This is a genomic window from Paracoccus sp. TOH (assembly GCF_030388245.1).
Classification (GTDB): domain Bacteria; phylum Pseudomonadota; class Alphaproteobacteria; order Rhodobacterales; family Rhodobacteraceae; genus Paracoccus; species Paracoccus simplex.
Genome location: NZ_CP098360.1, coordinates 1089886 through 1109063, shown reverse-complemented (window position 1 = coordinate 1109063; position 19178 = coordinate 1089886). Strand labels below are relative to the sequence as shown.

The following is a 19178-nucleotide window of genomic DNA, read 5'->3' as shown; positions in this document are numbered from 1 at the left end:
GGTTCGCTGATCGCAGCACGGAGGCGCCAACCGTTCAAGTTAACGCCTCAAACTTGAAGAATTCTCCGCAGCCTATCGCGACAGCCCGCCCGCCACGCTGGGCACATCCCCTGCCGCGAAGCCGTAATGCCGCAGCCAGCGCAGGTCGCTTTCGAAGAACGCCCGCAGATCGGGGATGCCGTATTTCAGCATGGCGATGCGGTCGATGCCCATGCCGAAGGCGAAGCCCTGCCACTGCTCCGGGTCGATGCCGCCCGCCGCCAGCACCTTGGGATGCACCATGCCCGAGCCGAGGATCTCGAGCCAGCTTTCGCCCTGGCCGATGGTCAGCTTGCCGCCCTCCCACGAGCAGCGGATATCGACCTCGGCCGAGGGCTCGGTGAAGGGGAAATGGCTGGCGCGGAAGCGCAGCTCGACCTCGTCCACCTCGAAGAAGGCGCGGCAGAACTCCTCGAGCGTCCATTTCAGGTTCGCCATCGAGATGCCCTTGCCCAGCGCCAGCCCCTCGACCTGGTGGAACATCGGCGTATGGGTCTGGTCCATGTCCATGCGATAGACCCGGCCCGGGCAGATCACCCGGATCGGTGCGCCCGTCGCCTGCATGGCGCGGATCTGCACCGGCGAGGTATGGGTGCGCAGCACATGCGGCGGGCGCGGGTCGTCCGCCGCGCGGGCCATGAAGAAGGTGTCGTGCTCCTGCCGGGCGGGATGCTCGGGCGGGATGTTCAGCGCGTCGAAATTGAACCAGTCGCTTTCGATCTGCGGCCCCTCGGCGACGCGGAAGCCCATATCGGCGAAGATGGCGGTGACTTCCTCGGTCACCTGGCTGATCGGGTGGATGCTGCCCTGCGGCCGCGCCCGGCCGGGCAGGGTCACGTCCAGCCATTCCTGCTTCAGCCGCGCGTCCAGCGCCGCGTCCTCGAGCCCCTGCTTGCGGGCGCGCAGGGCGGCGTCGATCTCGTCCTTGAGGCGGTTGAGCGCCGCGCCGGTGGTCTGGCGCTGCTCGGGCGTCATCCGGCCCAGTTCCTTCATCATGCCGCTGATCTCGCCCTTCTTGCCCAGGGCGGCAAGCCGCACCTGTTCCAGCGCCTCGCCGTCGGCGGCGGTCGCGATGCGGTCGAGATAGGACTGGCGAAGGGCGGTCAGGTCGGACTGGTCGGACATGGGCAGGTTTCCTTGCGGTTCGCGGGCCGATTAGCACGCGCAGGCCGCAGGGAAAAGCCCGGGGGAGGGCTTAGCGGGCGAAGGTCTCGGCCACCCGCTCGGCCGGGCGGCACAGGCGCACGCCGCCGGGGCCGCAGACGAAGGGCCGCTCGACCAGCAGCGGGTTTTCGACCATGGCGGCCAGAATGTCCTCGTCGCTGGCATCCGGCAGGCCGCGCGCCTCGGCATCGGTGCCCTTGACGCGCAGGGCCTGGCGCGGGGTCACGTCGGCGGCGGCGAACAGGCCCAGAAGCTGGCCGCGGGTCCAGCCGTCGCGGGCGTAATCGACGATCTCGGGCTCGTGCCCGGCATCGCGGATCATCTGCAGCACATTGCGCGAGGTTGAGCAGGTCGGCTTGTGATAGATGGTGATCATGTCCTATTTCCAGATCGAGGCGCTGGCGCCGGGCGCCACCGCGGGATGGTCGGCCAGGCGGAAGGTCGGGGTCAGCCCCTCGGCGCGCTGGCGCAGATAGTCCCGCGTCACATAGGCGATGGTGCCGGAAAGCGCCACGATGGCGATCAGGTTGATCGTCGCCATCAGCCCCATCGAGGCATCGGCAAAGTCGAAGACCGTCTGCACGGTCTGGATCGCCCCCCAGATCACCATGGCCATGACCGCGACGCGCAGCGCCAGCACCGGCACCGGGCTGCCATGGCCCAGGAAGACGATGGCGTTCTCGGCATAGGCATAATTGCCGATGATCGAGGTGAAGGCGAAGAAGAAGATGGCGACGGCGACGAAATAATGCCCGAAGCTGCCGAAATGCTCGCCCAGCGCCGCCTGGGTCAGGGCGACGCCGGTCAGCTCGGCCGAAGGCAGGGCGCCCGACAGCAGGATCATGATCGCGGTGGCGGTGCAGACCAGGATGGTGTCGATGAACACCCCCAGCGCCTGCACGAAGCCCTGGCTGGAGGGGTGATGCGGCTCGGGCACGGCGACGGCGGCGATGTTCGGGGCCGAGCCCATGCCGGCCTCGTTCGAGAACAGCCCGCGCTTGACGCCGTTCAGCATGGCGGCGGCGATGCCGCCGGCGGCGCCGCCCGCCGCCTCCTGCAGGCCGAAGGCCGAGCCGATGATCTGGCCGATCACCCCCGGCACCAGGGCGACATTGGCGACCAGCACCCAGGCCGCCGCCAGCAGATAGGCGCCGGCCATGAAGGGCACGACATATTCCGCCACCCGGGCGATCTGCGGGATGCCGCCGAAGATGATGATCCCGGTCAGCGCCGCGACGGCGATGCCGACCACGGATTTGTCGATGCCGAAGGCGCCCTGGACCGCCTCGGCGATGGAATTGGCCTGCACGGCGTTGAAGATCAGCCCGAAGGCGATGATCAGCGCCACGGCGAAGATCACCGCCAGCCAGCCCTGCCCCAGCGCCTTCTTGATATAGAAGGCCGGGCCGCCGCGATACATGCCGTTCGGCCCGTGCTCCTTGTAAAGCTGGGCCAGGGTCGATTCAGCATAGGCGGTGGCCATGCCGACCAGCGCCACCATCCACATCCAGAACACCGCGCCCGGCCCGCCCAGCGTGATCGCCACCGCCACCCCGGCGATATTGCCGGTGCCGACCCGGCTGGCCAGGCTGACGGTCAGCGCCTGGAAGGGCGAGATGCCGTCCTTGTCGGTCGCACCCGACCCCAGCACGCAGCGGAACATCTCGCCGAAATGCCGGATCTGGAGGAAGCCCAGCCGGATGGTGAAGAAGATCCCCACCGCCAGCAGGCCATAGATCAGGACATAGCCCCAGAAGATCGTGTTCAGGAAGTCGATGATGCCGGTCATGGTGTCCCCCGTTCGCCGGGGGATTGTGTAACGGATGCGTGAGCATCGCAACCCGCCTGCCGCGGCGCGACCTGCAGCCAGACCCCGCCATGCGGGCGCAGGGTCAGGATCATGCGCGGCTGCGGCTGGCGCGCGGTCAGGGCAAAGCGGAAGCGCGCGACCAGCGTGGCAAGGATGATCACCGCCTCTTGCATCGCGAAACTGGCGCCGATGCAGATCCGCGGCCCGGCCCCGAAGGGCAGGAAGGCGAAGCGGTCGCGGGTCACGCCGGCGGCGAAACGCCCGGGGTCGAAGCGGTCGGGATCGTCCCAGAGCAGCCGGTGGCGGTGCAGCGCATAGATCGGCAGCATGATGGTGTCGCCCGGCCGCACCTCGCGCCCGCCCAGGCTGTCGTGGATGCGGGCGGTGCGCGACAGGAAGGCGGCGGGCGGATAAAGCCGCAGCGCCTCCTCGACCACCTGGCGGATATAGGCCAGGCGCGGCAGGTCGGCGGCGGTGGCGGCGCGGCCGGCCAGCGCGGACCTGGCCTCGGTCGCGGCGCGGTCCTGCACCTGGGGGTCGAAGGCCAGCAGGTAAAGCGCCCAGGCCAGCGTCAGCGCCGTGGTCTCGTGCCCGGCGACGATGAAGGTCAGCAGGTTGTCGCGCAGCTCGGCCGGGGACATGCGGCGATGCGTCTCGAGGTCCTCGCCGGCGCGCAGCAGGTCCAGAAGATCCGGAACCGAGCGCGGGCCCGAGCGCGCCCGGGCGCGGATCGCCGCGTCGGCGACGCGCTTCATCCGCCGCAGGTCGCCGCCGGAAACCAGCCGCCCCGGCCGCGGTATCCAGCCCGGCAGGCCCAGGATGTCCAGGACCGAGATGCGGGCGGCGCCGGCGATATAGGCGTCGATGGCCTGATGCACCGCGTCGCGGTCGAAACCCTCGTCGCCGGAAAAGGTCACGTCCGAGATCACCTCGAAGGTCGCGGCCACGGTCTCGGCAAAGACATCGACCGGGCCCTGCGCCGCCGCCAGGCGCCGGGCGCTGGCCTCGGCGGCGGCGGTCATCACCGGGGCCAGCGCCTCGACATGGCGCTGGGCGAAGGCCGGCGCGGCGGCCAGGCGCTGCCAGCGCCAATGCGCGCCCTCGGCCACGAACATGGAATTGCCGATGGCGGGCTGCAGGATCAGCCGGGTGACCAGCGATTTCGGATAGTCCTCGACCCGGTCCTTGAGCACCCGGCGCAGCGCCTCGGGGTCCAGGACCATGTGCCAGCGCTTGCCGGTCTTGCCCGAGACCATGGGCTGGCGGATGGCGATCTCGGGGATCAGCTCCAGCACGTTGCGCCGCGCGGTCATGGCGCTGGCGATCACCCCCATCGGCTGGCGATGCAGGGGCACGCGGGCGGGATAACGGTCGGGCGGCGGGTCCAGGGTCATCGGCGGCAGAACCCGCAAGCCGCGGCCGCGGTTCCCGCCCGGCCCTGTTCACCGTTTCCCAAATACCCCGGGGGGGCGAGGAGCGAAAAAGGTTCGGCGGACCTTTTTCAGCGACGACCGGGGCGGAGCCCCCGGGCAGCGCCGCCGGGCAAACCCGTTGCCCGAGGGGCCGGCCACGAAAAAACCCGCGCCTCGCGACGCGGGTCTGGTCCGTTTCAGCCTTTGCCCGGAAATCAGGCGGCGGCTTTCGCCTGCGCGACCACGGCGGCAAAGGCCTCGTGCTCGTGCACGGCCAGGTCGGCCAGGACCTTGCGGTCCACCTCGATCCCGGCTTTCGCCAGCGCGGCGATGAAGCGCGAATAGGTCATCTCGGCATCGACGGCGCGCACGGCGGCGTTGATGCGCTGGATCCACAGCGCGCGGAAGTTGCGCTTGCGCGTCTTGCGGTCGCGGGTGGCGTATTGGTTGGCCTTGTCGACGGCCTGGGTCGCGGTGCGGAAGTTGCGCGAACGGTTGCCGTAATAGCCTTTCGCCGCGTCAAGAACCTTCTTGTGGCGGGCGTGGGTGATCTTACCCGATTTGACTCGTGCCATGTCCGGTTCTACTTAGCGGTTGTAGGGCATGTATTTCTTGACGATCTTCGCGTCCGCGTCGGACAGGATCATGGTCCCGGTCACGTCGCGGATGAATTTCGTCGAGCGCTTGATCATGCCGTGGCGCTTGCCGGCCGGGCCGGCCTTGACCTTGCCCGAAGCCGTCATCGAGAACCGCTTCTTGGCGGCCGCTTTTGTCTTCATCTTCGGCATTTTTACTCTCCTTGCGGTCAGAGTGAACGCGCGACTCGGCAATGCCATGTCGGCCGGCCGCGCGGGTGGAAGCGTGCCCTATAGGCGGGCACGCGGGGCTTGGCAAGTCCTATTGGCTGGGCTGCGCGCCGGTCGGGTTCTCGGCCACCGGGGCCGCGGGCTCGGCAGAGGCGCCGTCGGCATTGCCCTGGATCGGCTTCTCGGCCTCGGGGCCGGGGGCTTCGGTGCCGGCTTCGGTTTCGACGGGCGCGGTACCGGCTTCGGTCCCGGCTTCGGTCCCGGCGGCATCGGTCCCGGTCGCCTCGGAGGGGATGGCATCCGCCGGGTCCGGCGGCTCGGCGCCCGGCGCCTCGGTCGCCGGGGTCGCCGGGGCTTCGGGCGTCGCGGCGGCCGGCGTCGGCTCGGGGGTCGGGGTCGGGGTCGGGGCCGGGGCGGTCACCGGGTCGCTGCCCAGCGAGACCTCGCCGCGCAGCAGGCGCTGCCAGCTTTCCTTCAGCGCCGCGACGCCGAAGGGACGCTGATCCAGCCAGGAACCGGCAAAGGCCAGCACCAGGCCCAGCACCAGCAGGATGGCCGCGCCGCGCGGTGCCCGGGTGCGGACCACCGAGACGATGGCCGTCAGCACCGAAAGCGCGCAAAGCGCCACGCCGGCCAGCAGCAGGATGTCGATCATCGGATCACCTTTCCGTTACGGATCTGTCGCCGCGGGCTTATTCCGGATCGGTGCGATAGATCAAGCGCTCGTCGCAGGGGGCGATGCGCAGGATGTTGGTGGTGCCCGGCACGTTGAAGGGCACGCCGGCCATGACCACAATCTGGTTCGATTCGTCGGCGAAGCCGAAATCCCGCGCCGCCTTGGCCGCGTTCACCACCGCCTGCTTGAAGCGTTCCAGCGACGGGGTCTTCACGCAATGCGTCCCCCAGGTCAGGCACAGCCGGCGCAGCGTGCCCTGTTCCGAGGACATGGCGACGATCGGCACCCGCGGCCGCTCGCGCGCCACCAGGCTGGCGGTGGTGCCGGACTGGGTGAAGGCGCAGATGGCGGAGATGTCGGTGGTCTCGGCAATCTCGCGCGCCGCGGCGACGATGCCGTCGGCCACGGTCTGGCGCTTGGCCTGGCGCGAGCTTTCGATGATCTCGCGATAGGTCGGGTCGCTTTCGACGGAACGCGCCACGTTGTCCATGGTCGCCACCGCCTCGACCGGATAGGCGCCGGCGGCGCTTTCGGCCGAAAGCATGATGGCGTCGGTGCCCTCGTAGATCGCGGTCGCCACGTCCGAGACCTCGGCCCGGGTCGGCATCGGGCTTTCGATCATCGATTCCAGCATCTGGGTGGCGACGATCACCGGCTTGGCCGCCGCGCGGCAGGCGCGCACCAGCCGCTTCTGGATCGGCGGCACCGAATGCACCGGCAGCTCGACCCCCAGGTCGCCGCGCGCCACCATGATCCCGTCCGAGACCTTGAGGATCTCGGGAAAGGCCCGCACGGCGGCGGGTTTCTCGATCTTGGACAGGATGGCGGCGCGGCCCTTGGCCAGCTCGCGCGCCTCGATCACGTCCTCGGGGCGCTGGACGAAGGACAGGGCCAGCCAGTCCACCCCCAGCCCGCAGGCGAATTCCAGGTCGTCGCGGTCCTTGTCCGACAGCGCCGCCAGCGGCAGCACCACGTCGGGCACGTTCACGCCCTTGCGGTTCGAGATCGGCCCGCCCGCCGTCACCGTGCAATCGGCGAAATCGGGGCCGCAGGCCTCGACCCGCAGGCGGATCTTGCCGTCGTTGACCAGCAGCTCGGCGCCGGGTTCCAGCGCCGCGAAGATCTCGGGATGCGGCAGCTGCACGCGGCTGGCGGTGCCGGGCGTCGGATCGAGGTCGAAGCGGAAGGCCTGCCCGTCCCGCAGGTCATGCGGCCCCTCGGCGAAGGCGCCGACGCGCAGCTTCGGGCCCTGCAGGTCGGCCAGCACGGCGATGGGCCGGCCCGATTCGGCCTCGACCTTGCGGATGATGTCGTAGCGGGCGCGCTGTTCCTCGTGCGTGCCATGGCTCATGTTCAGGCGGAACACGTCCGCGCCGGCCTCGAAAAGCGCGCGGATGGTGGCGAAATCGCTGGATGCCGGCCCGAGCGTTGCCACGATCTTGACCTTGCGATGCCGTCTCATCCCGTTCTCCCGCCTGTTGTTTGCGCTACCGGCTGTTCTATAGCCCCATTCGCCGGCACGCGGCAACTGGCGCCTTGTGCATGGCTTGCACTAAAGATTGCCCCATGCGAGGCGAAAGAACCATGACGGCAGAGGCTTTCAGGACCATCGGGGCGGACCGCCCCTCGCGCTGGCTGATCACCTGCGACCATGCCAGCAACCGGGTGCCGGACTGGATCAACGGCGGCGATCTGGGCATCGCGCCCGCGGACATGGCGCGGCACATCGCCTATGACGTCGGCGCCGCCGGGCTGGCGCGGCGGCTGGCCGAGCGGCTGGGCGCGCCGGCGATCCTGTCGGATTTCTCGCGTCTGGTGATCGACCCGAACCGGGGCGAGGACGACCCGACGCTGCTGATGCGGATCTATGACGGCACCGTCATTCCGGCGAATCGCCATGCCGGCCCGGCCGAGCGGCAAAGGCGGCTCGACCGGCTTTATCATCCCTATCACGCCGCCTATGAGGCGCTGGCCTCGGCGCGGCCGGACCGGGCGATCTGCGCCATCCACAGCTTCACCCGGCAGCTGCGCGGCCGGCCGCGGCGGCCCTGGGCGGTGGGGGTGCTTTATTCGCATCGCGACGAGCGGCTGGGCAAGGCGCTGGTGCGCGAATGCCGCGACCTAGGCTGGATCACCGGCGACAACGAACCCTATTCCGGGCATCTGGACGGCGATTCCATCGACCGCCATGCGCTGGCGCAGGGCCGGCCGAACGTGCTGATCGAGGTCAGGAACGACCTGATCGCCGACGCCGCCGGGCAGGAATTGTGGGCGACCCGCCTTGCCGGCCTGCTGGAGGGGTTCCTGGACCGCTGCGGGCTGTGACCGCCCTGCCCGCCTGCCGGCCGCGCCGTGGTCCCGCGCACGGCGCCGGGCTGGACCTTCCGGCGCGGCTGGCCTATCGCGCGGCCCAAAAGCCGGCCTTGGGCGGCGGCATCGCCGCGACCGGACCGGCGCGTTGGACACGACCATGACCCTGACCCTGACCAGAAGACGCATCCTGACCTTTGCGCTGGCCGCCGTCGGCGGGGCCCTGTTCCTGGCACTGCGCCTGCCGCTGCCCCTGCTGCTGGGCCCGATGCTGGCCTGCCTGATCGCGGCGCTGGCCGGGGCGCCGCTGGCCGGGGCGGGCGGCTTCGGCATCTTCATGCGCACCTTCCTGGGCGTGGCCGTCGGCGCCTCGATCACCCCACAGGTGCTGGGCGAACTGCCCGAGATCGCCGCCTCGCTGGTGCTGGTGCCGGTCTTCATCGGCGCCATCGCCCTGGTCGGCTATCCGCTGTTCCGGCGGGTCTTCGGCTTCGACCACCCGACCGCCTGGTATGCGGCCATGCCGGGCGGCCTGCAGGACATGCTGGTCTTCGGCGAGGAGGCGGGCGGCGACGTGCGCGCCCTGTCGCTGATCCATGCCACCCGCGTGCTGGTCATCGTCACCGTGGCGCCGCTGATCATGCAGAGCTTCTGGGGCGTGGACCTGTCGCAGCCGCCGGGCGCGCCGATCCGCGGCACCGACCCCATCGAGATCGGGCTGATGGTCGCCGCCGGGCTTGTCGGCTGGAAGCTGGCCGAGCGGCTGGGCCTGTTCGGCGCCTCGATCCTGGGGCCGATGGTGCTGGCGGCGGGACTGTCGCTGTCGGGACTGATCCAGCACCGCCCGCCGGCCGAGATCATCCAGGCCGCGCAATTCTTCATCGGCGTCGCGGTCGGGGTGAAATATGTCGGCATCACCGGCCGCGAGCTGCGCATCGACGTGACCGCGGGGCTGGTCTATGCGATGTTCCTGGCCCTGATCAGCCTGGCCTTCATCGAACTGATCACCCATCTGGGGCTGGCGCCGACGCTGGATGCCTTCCTGGCCTATCTGCCGGGCGGGCAGGCCGAGATGGTGGTGATCGCCATCATCGCCGGGGCGGATCTGGCCTATGTGGTCAGCCACCATCTGCTGCGCATGATCATCGTCATCACCCTGTCGCCGCTGGTCTCGAAACTGGTCGAGCGCCGGCGCTAGAGGAAACTTTGCGGGTCGATGTCCACCGCCAGCCGCAGGTTGGCGGGGGCTTTCGGCGCGGCCGCCAGCCATTGCGCGATGGCGCCCTGCACCGGCGCCTGGCGCGGCGCGCGGACCAGCATCCGCACCCGGAAACGGGCGCGGATGCGGGCGATGGGCGCCGGGGCCGGGCCGAACAGCTCGGCGCCGATGCTGCGCAGCGGCTCGGCCCGGCGGGCCAGCTCGCGGGCGTAATCCTCGACCACCGGCTGGTCGGGATGCGACAGGATGATCCCCGCCAGCCGGCCAAAGGGCGGCATCCCCGCCGCCTGCCGCGCCGCCGCTTCGGCATCCCAGAACGCCTCGTCCTCGCCCGAGAGGATGGCGCGGATCACCGGATGCTCGGGCTGATAGGTCTGCAGAAGCGCCAGCCCGCGCGCATCGCCGCCTTCGCGCCCGGCCCGGCCGGCGACCTGCCGCATCAACTGGAAGCTGCGCTCGGCCGCGCGCAGGTCGGCGCCCTGCAAACCCAGGTCGGCGTCGATCACCCCCACCAGCGTCAGGCGCGGGAAGTTGTGGCCCTTGGCGACGATCTGCGTGCCGATGATGATGTCGGTTGCGCCGGCGCCGATCTCGGCGATCGCCTCCTTCAGCGCCCGGGCGGAATGGAACAGGTCCGAGGACAGCACCGTCGCCTTCGCCTCGGGGAAACGCTCGGCCACCTCCTCGGCCAGCCGCTCGACGCCGGGGCCGATGGCGGTCATCTTGCCCTCGACGCCGCAGGACGGGCAGGCGGTCGGGATCGGCCTGGTCGCGCCGCATTGGTGGCAGACCAGGCGGTTCTGGAAGCGATGCTCGACCATGCGGGCGTCGCACTGGTCGCAGCCGATCTGCTGGCCGCAGGCGCGGCAGGCGGTGATCGGCGCATAGCCGCGCCGGTTCAAAAACAGCAGCGACTGCTCGCCGCGCTCCTTGCGCAGCGCGATTTCGGCGGCAAGGCGCGGGCTGATCCAGCGGCCCTTCTCCATCTCCTGCCGGCGCAGGTCGATGGTGCCCATCTCGGGCAGGTCCGCCGTGCCATAGCGGGCGCGCAGGTCGAGGCGGCGGTATTTCCCCGACGCCGCATTCACCCAACTTTCGACCGAGGGCGTGGCCGAGGCCAGCACCACCTGCGCGGCTTCGACGCTGGCGCGCAGCACCGCCATGTCGCGGGCGCTGTAATAGACCGCATCCTCCTGCTTGTAGCTGGAATCGTGCTCCTCATCGACGACGATCAGGCCCAGATCGGCAAAGGGCAGGAACAAGGCCGAGCGGGCGCCGACCACCATGCCGACGCTATGCGTCGCCGCCATGGTCCAGAGCCGCCGCCTTTCGCTGCGGGTGATGCCCGAATGCCATTCGCCGGGCCGGGCGCCGAAGCGCGCCTCGACCCGGTCGAGGAATTCGGCCGATAGCGCGATCTCGGGCAACAGCACCAGCGCCTGCCGGCCCTGCCGCAGGCATTCGGCGACGGCTTCCAGATAGACCTCGGTCTTGCCCGAGCCGGTGACGCCGCGCAGCAGCGTGGTGCCATAGCCGCGGCGCTTCAGCGCATCGCGCAGGCTTTCCGCGGCCTCGGCCTGATCCTCGGCCAGCGGCTTGCCGGGCAGATTCGGATCGAGGCGCGGATAGGGCAGATCGCGCGGCGCCAGCACCTCGGCCAGCGTGCCGGCCTTGACCAGCCCCTGCACCACGCCCGGGCTGACCCCGGCCAGCTGCGCCAGCTCCGCCGGCGCGAAGCCGGCGCCGCCGTGATCCTCGATCACCCGCAAGACGGCGGCGCGGGCATCGGTCATGCGCGCCGGCTCCGGCCCGGCGCGATGCATGATGCGCCGGGCCGAGGGCGGCTGGTCCAGGTCCGGCGCCCGCGTCGCCATGCGCAGCAGCGAGGGCAGCGGCGTCAGGGTGTATTCGCCCATGCGCATCAGGAATTCGATCATCCCCGGCGCCAGCGGCGGCGCGTCGATCAGCCGCGCCACCGGCCGCAGCTTCGCCGCGTCGAAATCGCCGACCCCCGGCCCCCAGACCGCGCCCATCACCCGGCGCGGGCCCAGCGGCACCACGACCAGCTGGCCCAGCCGCACGCCGCCCTCGGGCGCAAGATAGTCGAGCACGCCGACCACCTCCTGCGTCAGCACCGCGATGCGCGCGCCATGGGGATAGAACAGCGGCGGGACCATCTCAGGCCGGCATCGCGGCCAGGCCGATCAGCAGGAACAGCGGCCAGTTGCCGATCAGGAACGGGCCGGCGGCCAGGGCCGGCAACAGGGCGACGAGATCGGGCTGCAAGGCTTCCAAAACGTTCTCCGTTTGCATGCGGTCGGGATAGTGGCATGGCGGCGCCACGCCCCGCAAGCCGCGCAGCCCGGACTTCACGCGCCGGCTGTTATGCGCTAAACCCACGGCAAAACCGCAAGAAGGGCTTCCTCCGATGAAATTCTTTGTCGATACCGCCGACGTCGCCGCCATCCGCGAGCTGAACGACCTTGGCATGGTGGACGGCGTCACCACCAACCCGTCGCTGATCCTGAAATCGGGCCGCGACATCCTGGAGGTCACCAAGGAGATCTGCGACATCGTCGAAGGTCCGGTCAGCGCCGAGGTCGTGGCCGCCAAGGCCGAGGACATGATCCGCGAGGGCGAGCACCTGGTGAAGATCGCCCCGAACATCACCGTCAAGGTGCCGCTGACCTGGGACGGGCTGAAAGCCTGCAAGGCGCTGTCGTCGCAAGGCCACAAGGTCAACGTGACGCTGTGCTTCAGCGCCGCGCAGGCGATCCTGGCCGCCAAGGCCGGCGCCAGCTTCATCAGCCCCTTCATCGGCCGGCTCGACGACATCAATTTCGACGGCATGGAGCTGATCGCCCAGATCCGCGAGATCTACGACAATTACGACTTCCAGACCGAAATCCTCGCGGCCTCGATCCGCTCGGTGAACCACATCACCGACGCCGCCCGCATCGGCGCCGACGTCATCACCGCCCCGCCCGCCGTCATCAAGGCGATGGCGAATCACGTGCTGACCGACAAGGGCCTGGAACAGTTCAACGCCGACTGGGCCAAGACCGGACAGAAGATCGTCTGATGACCGAGCAGACCGCGGCCGAACTGACCGAGGATCTGCGCGCCCGGCTGCTGGCGCAGCCCGAGCTGATCCTCTCCGACCGCGACCTGATGCGCGCGCTGATCGGCGCGCGCGAGGCCGAGGTGGGCGAGAACGTCATCGACATCCGCGGCCGCGCCATGCAGGCGCTGGAATCGCGGCTCGACCGGCTCGAGGCGGCGCATGAATCGGTGATCTCGGCCGCCTATGACAACCAGTCGGGGATGAACACCATCCACCGCGCCGTGCTGTCGCTGCTGGAGCCGACCGATTTCGAGGAATTCCTGGAAAACCTCGATATCGCCGTGGCGCCGATCCTGCGGGTGGAGACCCTGCGGCTGGTGATGGAATCGGGCGGCGAGATCCCGGCGCCCGAGGCCAGCGGCCCGCTGGTGATCGCCCCCGCCGGCACGGTGGCACGGCTGATCTCGGGCGGGCGGCGGATGCCGCGCGGCGACGACATCGTGCTGCGCCGCGTGGCGCGCGAGACCCTGCCCGTCCATGGCGAGGCCCGCGCCCCGATCCGCTCCGAAGTGCTGCTGCCCATCGACCTCGGCCCCGGCCGCTTGCCGGCGCTGCTGCTGATGGGCTCGGCCGATCTCGGGCGCTTCAACCCGGCGCAGGGCACCGATCTTCTGCGCTTCTTCGGCCAGGCCTTCCGGCTGGTGCTGATCTCCTGGCTCAGGAAATGACCGGCGGGGCCGAGCCTTTGGCGCTGGCCCCGGCCATGGCCGACAATCTCGCGCGCTGGCTCGACAGCGAGCGCGCGACCCGCGACCGTTCCGACCATACCATCCGCGCCTATCAGGCCGACCTGCTGGCCTTCCTGGCCTTCCTCGGCGGCTATCACGGCACACCCGCCCTGCCGGCGACGCTGGGCCAGCTGACGCAATCCGACATGCGCGCCTTTGCCGCCGCCGAACGCGGGCGCGGGCTTTCGGCCCGCTCGCTGGCGCGCAGGCTGTCGGCGACGCGCAGCTTCATCCGCTGGATGTCGGACCGGCACGGCTTCGACGCCTCCAGGGCGCTGGCCTCGCGCAGCCCGAAATTCACCCGCTCGCTGCCACGGCCGCTGGCCCCGGACCAGGCCGAGGCGCTGCTGGAGATCGCCGGCGCCGCCCATCCCGAGGCCTGGATCGCCGCCCGCGACACGGCGGTGCTGACGCTGCTCTATGGCTGCGGGCTGCGCATCTCCGAGGCGCTGGGGCTCGACGGCGCCGACTGGCCCTTCCGCGAGGCTCTGACCATCCGCGGCAAGGGCGGCAAGGAACGCCAGGTGCCGGTGCTGCCCGTGGCGCGCCAGGCGATCGCCGAATACCTGCGCCTCTGCCCCTATCCGCTGGAACCGGCGGCGGCGCTGTTTCGCGGCGCGCGTGGCGGCCGGCTGAACCCGGCGCTGATCTCGGCCGCCATGCGCCAGCTTCGGCAGGTCATGGGCCTGCCGCCGACCGCCACGCCGCATGCGCTGCGCCATTCCTTCGCCACGCATCTGCTGGCGGCGGGCGGAGACCTGCGCACCATCCAGGAACTGCTGGGCCATGCGAGCCTGTCCACGACCCAGGTCTATACCGGGGTGGACGACGCCCGGTTGCTGGAAACCTATCGCGCCGCCCATCCCCGCGCCTGAACGGTTTCACCGTTTCCCAAATACCCTCCGCAACCGCGCCGCCGGCACCGACGCCGCCCCGCAGGCGCGCCCGCGACCGCATCCGCCCGACCAGCACCCCCGCGGCCGGCCCGCCGGGGGCGGCTTTACAATCCCGCCGCGCCGCCGCAAAGGAGAGCCCATGTTCGATCTCTCCCTCGATCTCGAGCTGATGCTGGTGGGCGCCGCCTTCGCGGCCGGATTCGTCGATGCCATCGCCGGCGGCGGCGGGCTCATCACCGTGCCGGCGCTGCTGCTGGCCGGGCTGCCGCCGGCGCAGGCCCTGGCCACCAACAAGGTGCAGGGCGTCTTCGGCGCGGCGACGGCGGCGATCTCCTATGCCCGCCGCGGGCTGGTCGATCCGCGCCTGCAACTGCCCGAGGCGGCGGTGGCCTTCGTCGCCGGGCTTTGCGGCGCGGCGCTGGTCAGCTGGATCCCGACACAGGCGCTGCGCTACGGGCTGCCGCTGGTGCTGATCGGCATCGCGGTGTTCTTCGCGCTGAAGCCGGGGCTGGACGATACCGACCGCATGCGCCGCATCACCCCCCTGGCCTTCACCGCCAGCGTGGTGCCCGTCCTCGCCTTCTATGACGGGCTGGTCGGACCCGGCACCGGCTCGTTCTTCATGCTGGGCTTCGTCATGCTGGCGGGCTACGGCATCCTCAAGGCCACCGCGCATACCAAGCTGCTGAACTTTGCCTCGAACCTGGGCGGGCTGGTCGCCTTCGCCGCAGTGGGCAAGCCGCTCTGGCTGCTCGGCGCCGCCATGGCGGTGGCGCAGATCGCCGGCGCCATGCTGGGCGCGCGGCTGGCGATGCGGATCGGCGCCAGGGTGATCAAGCCGCTGCTGGTCGTCACCTCGACCGCCCTGGCGCTGCGGCTGATCTGGCAGCTGCTCTGATCCCGGCCGGACCGGCCTCCGGTCAGCCGGGAAAGCCGCGGGCGCGGCGCATCTCGCCGGTCTCGAAGCCGCGCCAGTTGCGGATCGGCCCGGTCAGGTATTTCTGCACCACCGGGTCGCTGTCCTCCAGCAGCCCCAGATGCACCATCAGCGCCGCGATCGCCGCCTCGGCGCCGCGGGTGCCGCCATCGGCGATCTTCAGCGCGATGCCCAGGCCCCGGCCGGGGACGATGCCGACGAAGACCGCCTCGGCCCCGGTCTTGACGGCGGCGCGGCCCTTCATGGCCCGCATCAGCTCGGTGCAGGCCCGGCCCTCGCCGGCGACCAGCTCGGGATGGGCGATCATCGCCTCGACCAGCCGGCGCTGCGCCGCGCCGCGCCGGCCCAGCCCCGGCTGCGCGAACGAGGCCATGGCCCGGGCCAGCCCCTCGACCGTGCAGGCGAAATTCGGGGCCGAGCAGCCGTCGATGCCCCAGCCGGCGGCGGTCTCGCCCGTCACCTCCTCGAAGGCGCGGCGCACGGCGCGCTGCACCGGGTGGTCGATCTCGACATATTCCGGTCCGGCCTTCATGTGCCGTTTCAGCGTCAGGAAACCGGCATGCTTGCCCGAGCAATTGTTGTGGATCTGGCAGGGCCGGCTGTCCGAGCAGAGCAGCCGCCGGTGCTCCTCGGGATCGCGCGGCATATGGGCGCCGCAGCGCAGGTCCTCCTCCTCGAGGCCCAGCTCGGCAAGCCAGCGTTCGACCCGGCCGGTATGGATGCGCCCGCCGTTATGGCTGGCGCAGGCCAGGGCCAGCTGTTCGTCGCCCAGCCCCGCCGCATCGGCCGCGCCGCTTTCGATCAGCGGCAGCGCCTGGATCATCTTGCACGACGAACGCGGGAAGATCACCGTGCCGGGATTGCCCCAGGCCTCGACCACGCCCTCGGTGTCGCAGATCACCACATGACCCAGATGCGTGCTCTCGTGCAGGCCGCCGCGCCACAATTCGATGAGTCTAGCCGCAGTCATGGGTCGTTTTCCTCTGACAATCGCGCGATTTTCCACAAACGGGGGTTTTTCAACCCTTCAATTTCGCATTATCTTGCAGCCAGATGGTTGAAAACACCACCGTCATCGGCAACAAACCGGAACGAACCGGACCATGGCAGGAGACCAGAGCATGTTGAAATCCGCGCCGCGCGCCGCAGCAGCAGCCGCTGCAATCGCGATCGCCGCGTCTTCGCCGGTCCTGGCCCAGGACTCGACGAATGTCATCGGGACCGAGGGCGACTGGACCGTCTTCTCGGCGAACAGCCCCAAGGAATGCTGGGCCGTCTCGGCCCCGAAATCCACCCAGAACCTGGATTCCAGCGGCAATCCCAAGGAAGTGACGCGCGGCGACATCCGGCTTTACGTGGCCTATCGCCCCGGCCAGGGCGGCGAGGTCTCGTTCTCGGGCGGCTATCCCTTCGCCCCGGATTCGGCGGTCGAGGTGAATATCGGCGGCAATGTCTTCAAGCTGTTCACCGAAGGCGAAAGCGCCTGGACCGGCTCTCCGTCGGACGACAGCAAGCTGGTCTCGGCGCTGCGCGGCGGCTCGTCGGCGGTGATCACCGGCCGCTCGGCCCGCGGCACCGTGACCAAGGATACGTTCAGCCTGTCCGGCATCACCGCCGCGACCAACAAGGCGCAGTCGGCCTGCAAATAAGCCGCATCCGGCGGTTTCGGCAAAGGCAGGGGCTTCGGCCCCTGTTTTCTTTTGGGCCGCTTTGCCCTATATAGGCCCATTGCCCCCCTTGCCGCCCGGACCAGCCAGCCATGAACGCCCCGTCGCCCGTCACGCCCGCCGCCCCGATCACCCAGGACCTGCTGACCATCCCGCGCAAGCTGCCCGAAGCGGCGCGCCGCAACCTGGTCGGCCTGACGCGCGAGCAGCTGCACGAGGCGCTGGTCGAGGCCGGCACCCCGGAACGGCAGGCGAAGATGCGCGTCGGCCAGGTCTGGCAATGGCTCTATCACTGGGGGGTGCGCGATTTCGCGCAGATGACCAACCTGGCCAAGGACTATCGCGCCCTGCTGGCCGAGAAGTTCGAGATCGCGCTGCCCGAGATCGTCACCCGCCAGATCAGCGCCGACGGCACCCGCAAATACCTGCTGCGCATCGCCGGCGGACATGAGGTCGAGACGGTCTATATCCCCGAGGAGAACCGCGGCACGCTCTGCATCTCCTCCCAGGTCGGCTGCACGCTGACCTGTTCCTTCTGCCATACCGGCACGCAGAAGCTGGTGCGCAACCTGACGGCCGGCGAGATCGTCGGCCAGGTCATGGTCGCCCGCGACGACCTGGGCGAATGGCCGAAGCCGGGTGCCCCCAAGGACGAGACCCGGCTGGTCAGCAACGTGGTGCTGATGGGCATGGGCGAGCCGCTCTATAACTTCGACAATGTCCGCGACGCCATGAAGGTGGTGATGGATGGCGAGGGCATCAGCCTGTCGCGGCGCCGGATCACGCTCTCGACCAGCGGCATCGTCCCCGAGATCGCCAAGACCGCCGAGGAGATCGGCTGCCTGCTGGCGGTCAGCTTCCACGCCACCACCGACGCGGTGCGCGACAAGCTGGTGCCGGTGAACAAGAAGTGGAACATCGAGACGCTGCTGAACGCGCTGCGCGACTATCCGCGCCTGTCGAACAGCGAACGCATCACCTTCGAATATGTCATGCTGGACGGCGTGAACGACAGCGACGAGGACGCCCGCCGGCTGGTGAGGCTGATCCGCGGCATCCCGGCCAAGATCAACCTGATCCCGTTCAACGAATGGCCGGGCGTGGCCTACAAGCGCTCCAGTTGGGAGCGGATCGAGGCCTTTGCCGATATCGTCCACAAGGCCGGCTATGCCTCGCCGATCCGCACGCCGCGGGGCGAGGACATCATGGCCGCCTGCGGCCAGCTGAAATCCGCGACCGAGCGCGGCCGCAAGTCGCGGGCCGAGATCGCGGCCGAGGCAAGCGGCGCTGCCTGACCGCGCGCCATCCTGACCCCTGCAGCGGGCGGGGCTGCGCCCCCTCCCCCCTCCCGGTCCGCCGCAGGCGCGGCGGACTTTCCCTGCGGGGCCTTTCGGCAACGCGAAGCGGCCTGAAGCGGCCTCAGGCCAGGTCCAGCACCCGGCTTTCCTCGCGGCCGAAGCCCTGGATCTCGATCCGGTCCTGCTGGATCGAGACGATGGCGAAGCAGGACGTGTCCGACGTGTCCACCATGCCGCGGAAATTCACGAAATGCTGCTTGCCGATGGCGCCGTAATTGCCGGCATGGTTGTGGCCGTTGAACCAGGCCAGGCAATGCGGATGGGCCTTGACCAGCTCGACGATGCGCTCGCTGTCCCAGAGGTTGTGCTCGTTCGCCGGATAGACCGGGTAGTGGCACAGCAGGATGGCACGCTCCCCGGCCGCCTGCGCCGCCTTCAGCCGCTCGTCCAGCCAGGCGAATTGCTGATCCGACAGCGAGCCGTTCCAGCTTTGCGCGTTCTCGGCGCCGGTTTCCTTCAGCTTCGCCAGCCGCTCCTCGGCCAGGGCGCGGCGCGGATCGTCCTTGGGCGGCGCGAAGGTCGAGACGTCGTTGCCGTCCACCACGATGAACCGGATGCCCTTGACCGCGAAATCGTAATACGGCGCCGGCATCCCGACGGTGCGGATCACCGAGGGGATCCATTCCGCCGGGTAGTCGTAATCGTGATTGCCCAGCAGGAAATGCTTGCGGTGCTTCAGCCGGTCATAGACCGGCAGGATATGACCGTAGCTTTCCCAATGCCGGTCGATGATGTCGCCCAGCGTCACCACGAATTCCAGGTCGTCATGCTGGTTCAGCTCGGCGATGGCCGCGTCCAGCTTCCACAGCGAATTGCCATAGAAGCGGGTGGCGGTGGCATTGGGGACGACCGGCGCGAATTGCGGGTCGCTGATCACCCCGAAGCGGAAGGGGGTGAAGCCGGCCGGGGCGGTGGCGCCGTCCTGCGCCAGGGCGGCCGTGCCGGCGGCGGCGGTCGAGACGAGGGCGGCGGCGGCCGGGGCCGCTGCCAGCAGATCGCGACGGGTGAACATGGTCGGTTCTCCAGAAAGAA

General features: G+C 69.8%; 20 protein-coding genes. 8 read left to right on the top strand and 12 right to left on the bottom strand.

The genetic code is table 11. The features are described from left to right. Window positions 1-72 precede the first annotated feature (72 nt). The 8 genes from pheS to pyk form a co-directional block, all read right to left on the bottom strand. Window positions 73-1146: a phenylalanine--tRNA ligase subunit alpha gene (gene pheS / locus NBE95_RS05485; protein WP_289894840.1), complete on the bottom strand. Its 1074-nt coding sequence runs from the start codon at window positions 1144-1146 to the stop codon at window positions 73-75. 88 nt (window positions 1147-1234) lie between these two features. Then, on the bottom strand, window positions 1235-1579 hold the full coding sequence (locus NBE95_RS05480; RefSeq protein WP_289892918.1) for an arsenate reductase family protein: 345 nt from the start codon (window positions 1577-1579) through the stop codon (window positions 1235-1237). Window positions 1580-1582: 3 nt separating this feature from the next. After that, window positions 1583-2992, bottom strand: coding sequence for a sodium:alanine symporter family protein (locus tag NBE95_RS05475; RefSeq protein WP_289892917.1), 1410 nt, complete (start codon window positions 2990-2992; stop codon window positions 1583-1585). Beyond that, on the bottom strand, window positions 2989-4407 hold the full coding sequence (locus tag NBE95_RS05470) for a cytochrome P450 (protein WP_289892916.1): 1419 nt from the start codon (window positions 4405-4407) through the stop codon (window positions 2989-2991). The genes NBE95_RS05475 and NBE95_RS05470 overlap by 4 nt, the downstream gene beginning before the upstream one ends. Window positions 4408-4640: 233 nt before the next feature. Then, the gene (gene rplT / locus NBE95_RS05465; RefSeq protein WP_289892915.1) at window positions 4641-5000 is read right to left on the bottom strand and encodes a 50S ribosomal protein L20; all 360 of its coding nucleotides are present in this window, start codon (window positions 4998-5000) and stop codon (window positions 4641-4643) included. Between the two features lie 12 nt (window positions 5001-5012). Continuing rightward, complete coding sequence (rpmI, locus tag NBE95_RS05460; protein ID WP_017998717.1) at window positions 5013-5213, bottom strand: 50S ribosomal protein L35; 201 nt, start codon at window positions 5211-5213, stop codon at window positions 5013-5015. Between the two features lie 109 nt (window positions 5214-5322). Further along, window positions 5323-5886, bottom strand: coding sequence for a hypothetical protein (locus tag NBE95_RS05455; RefSeq protein ID WP_289892914.1), 564 nt, complete (start codon window positions 5884-5886; stop codon window positions 5323-5325). A 37-nt stretch (window positions 5887-5923) separates the two neighbouring features. Then, on the bottom strand, window positions 5924-7369 hold the full coding sequence (gene pyk / locus NBE95_RS05450) for a pyruvate kinase (protein WP_289892913.1): 1446 nt from the start codon (window positions 7367-7369) through the stop codon (window positions 5924-5926). A 122-nt stretch (window positions 7370-7491) separates the two neighbouring features. Between pyk and NBE95_RS05445 the strand changes: the two genes are divergently transcribed. Together NBE95_RS05445 and NBE95_RS05440 are read left to right on the top strand one after the other, a co-directional pair. Further along, window positions 7492-8232, top strand: coding sequence for an N-formylglutamate amidohydrolase (locus tag NBE95_RS05445; protein ID WP_289892912.1), 741 nt, complete (start codon window positions 7492-7494; stop codon window positions 8230-8232). Between the two features lie 145 nt (window positions 8233-8377). Further along, a complete protein-coding gene (locus tag NBE95_RS05440; protein WP_289892911.1) occupies window positions 8378-9415 on the top strand; it encodes an AbrB family transcriptional regulator in 1038 nt (345 codons plus the stop codon). Here the strand turns inward: NBE95_RS05440 and NBE95_RS05435 are convergent. Both NBE95_RS05435 and NBE95_RS05430 read right to left on the bottom strand, forming a co-directional pair. Continuing rightward, window positions 9412-11613 carry a primosomal protein N' gene (locus NBE95_RS05435; RefSeq protein ID WP_289892910.1) on the bottom strand — a complete coding sequence of 734 codons (2202 nt, stop codon included), beginning with the start codon at window positions 11611-11613 and terminating at the stop codon, window positions 9412-9414. The two genes, NBE95_RS05440 and NBE95_RS05435, sit on opposite strands and share 4 nt — an antisense overlap. A 1-nt stretch (window position 11614) precedes the next feature. Then, on the bottom strand, window positions 11615-11809 hold the full coding sequence (locus tag NBE95_RS05430; protein ID WP_019353513.1) for a hypothetical protein: 195 nt from the start codon (window positions 11807-11809) through the stop codon (window positions 11615-11617). 55 nt (window positions 11810-11864) lie between these two features. Here NBE95_RS05430 and fsa point away from each other — a divergent pair, with 55 nt between their 5' ends. The 4 genes from fsa (at window position 11865) to NBE95_RS05410 (ending at window position 15082) form a co-directional block, all read left to right on the top strand. Beyond that, window positions 11865-12518, top strand: coding sequence for a fructose-6-phosphate aldolase (gene fsa / locus NBE95_RS05425; protein WP_289892909.1), 654 nt, complete (start codon window positions 11865-11867; stop codon window positions 12516-12518). After that, window positions 12518-13228, top strand: a complete 711-nt coding sequence (locus NBE95_RS05420) for a DUF484 family protein (protein WP_289892908.1) — start codon at window positions 12518-12520, stop codon at window positions 13226-13228. The genes fsa and NBE95_RS05420 overlap by 1 nt, the downstream gene beginning before the upstream one ends. Then, complete coding sequence (locus tag NBE95_RS05415; RefSeq protein ID WP_289892907.1) at window positions 13225-14163, top strand: tyrosine recombinase XerC; 939 nt, start codon at window positions 13225-13227, stop codon at window positions 14161-14163. The genes NBE95_RS05420 and NBE95_RS05415 overlap by 4 nt, the downstream gene beginning before the upstream one ends. Before the next feature lie 160 nt (window positions 14164-14323). Next, a complete protein-coding gene (locus NBE95_RS05410; protein WP_289892906.1) occupies window positions 14324-15082 on the top strand; it encodes a TSUP family transporter in 759 nt (252 codons plus the stop codon). A gap of 22 nt (window positions 15083-15104) precedes the next feature. Here NBE95_RS05410 and NBE95_RS05405 read toward each other — a convergent pair whose 3' ends face one another. Continuing rightward, complete coding sequence (locus NBE95_RS05405; protein ID WP_289892905.1) at window positions 15105-16091, bottom strand: asparaginase; 987 nt, start codon at window positions 16089-16091, stop codon at window positions 15105-15107. A 151-nt stretch (window positions 16092-16242) separates the two neighbouring features. Here NBE95_RS05405 and NBE95_RS05400 point away from each other — a divergent pair, with 151 nt between their 5' ends. Then, the gene (locus NBE95_RS05400; RefSeq protein WP_289894839.1) at window positions 16243-16770 is read left to right on the top strand and encodes an invasion associated locus B family protein; all 528 of its coding nucleotides are present in this window, start codon (window positions 16243-16245) and stop codon (window positions 16768-16770) included. Between the two features lie 110 nt (window positions 16771-16880). Further along, window positions 16881-18083 carry a 23S rRNA (adenine(2503)-C(2))-methyltransferase RlmN gene (gene rlmN, locus NBE95_RS05395; protein WP_289892904.1) on the top strand — a complete coding sequence of 401 codons (1203 nt, stop codon included), beginning with the start codon at window positions 16881-16883 and terminating at the stop codon, window positions 18081-18083. A gap of 124 nt (window positions 18084-18207) precedes the next feature. Here the strand turns inward: rlmN and NBE95_RS05390 are convergent, their stop codons facing one another. Further along, the gene (locus NBE95_RS05390) at window positions 18208-19158 is read right to left on the bottom strand and encodes a metallophosphoesterase (RefSeq protein WP_289892903.1); all 951 of its coding nucleotides are present in this window, start codon (window positions 19156-19158) and stop codon (window positions 18208-18210) included. Window positions 19159-19178 lie beyond the last annotated feature (20 nt).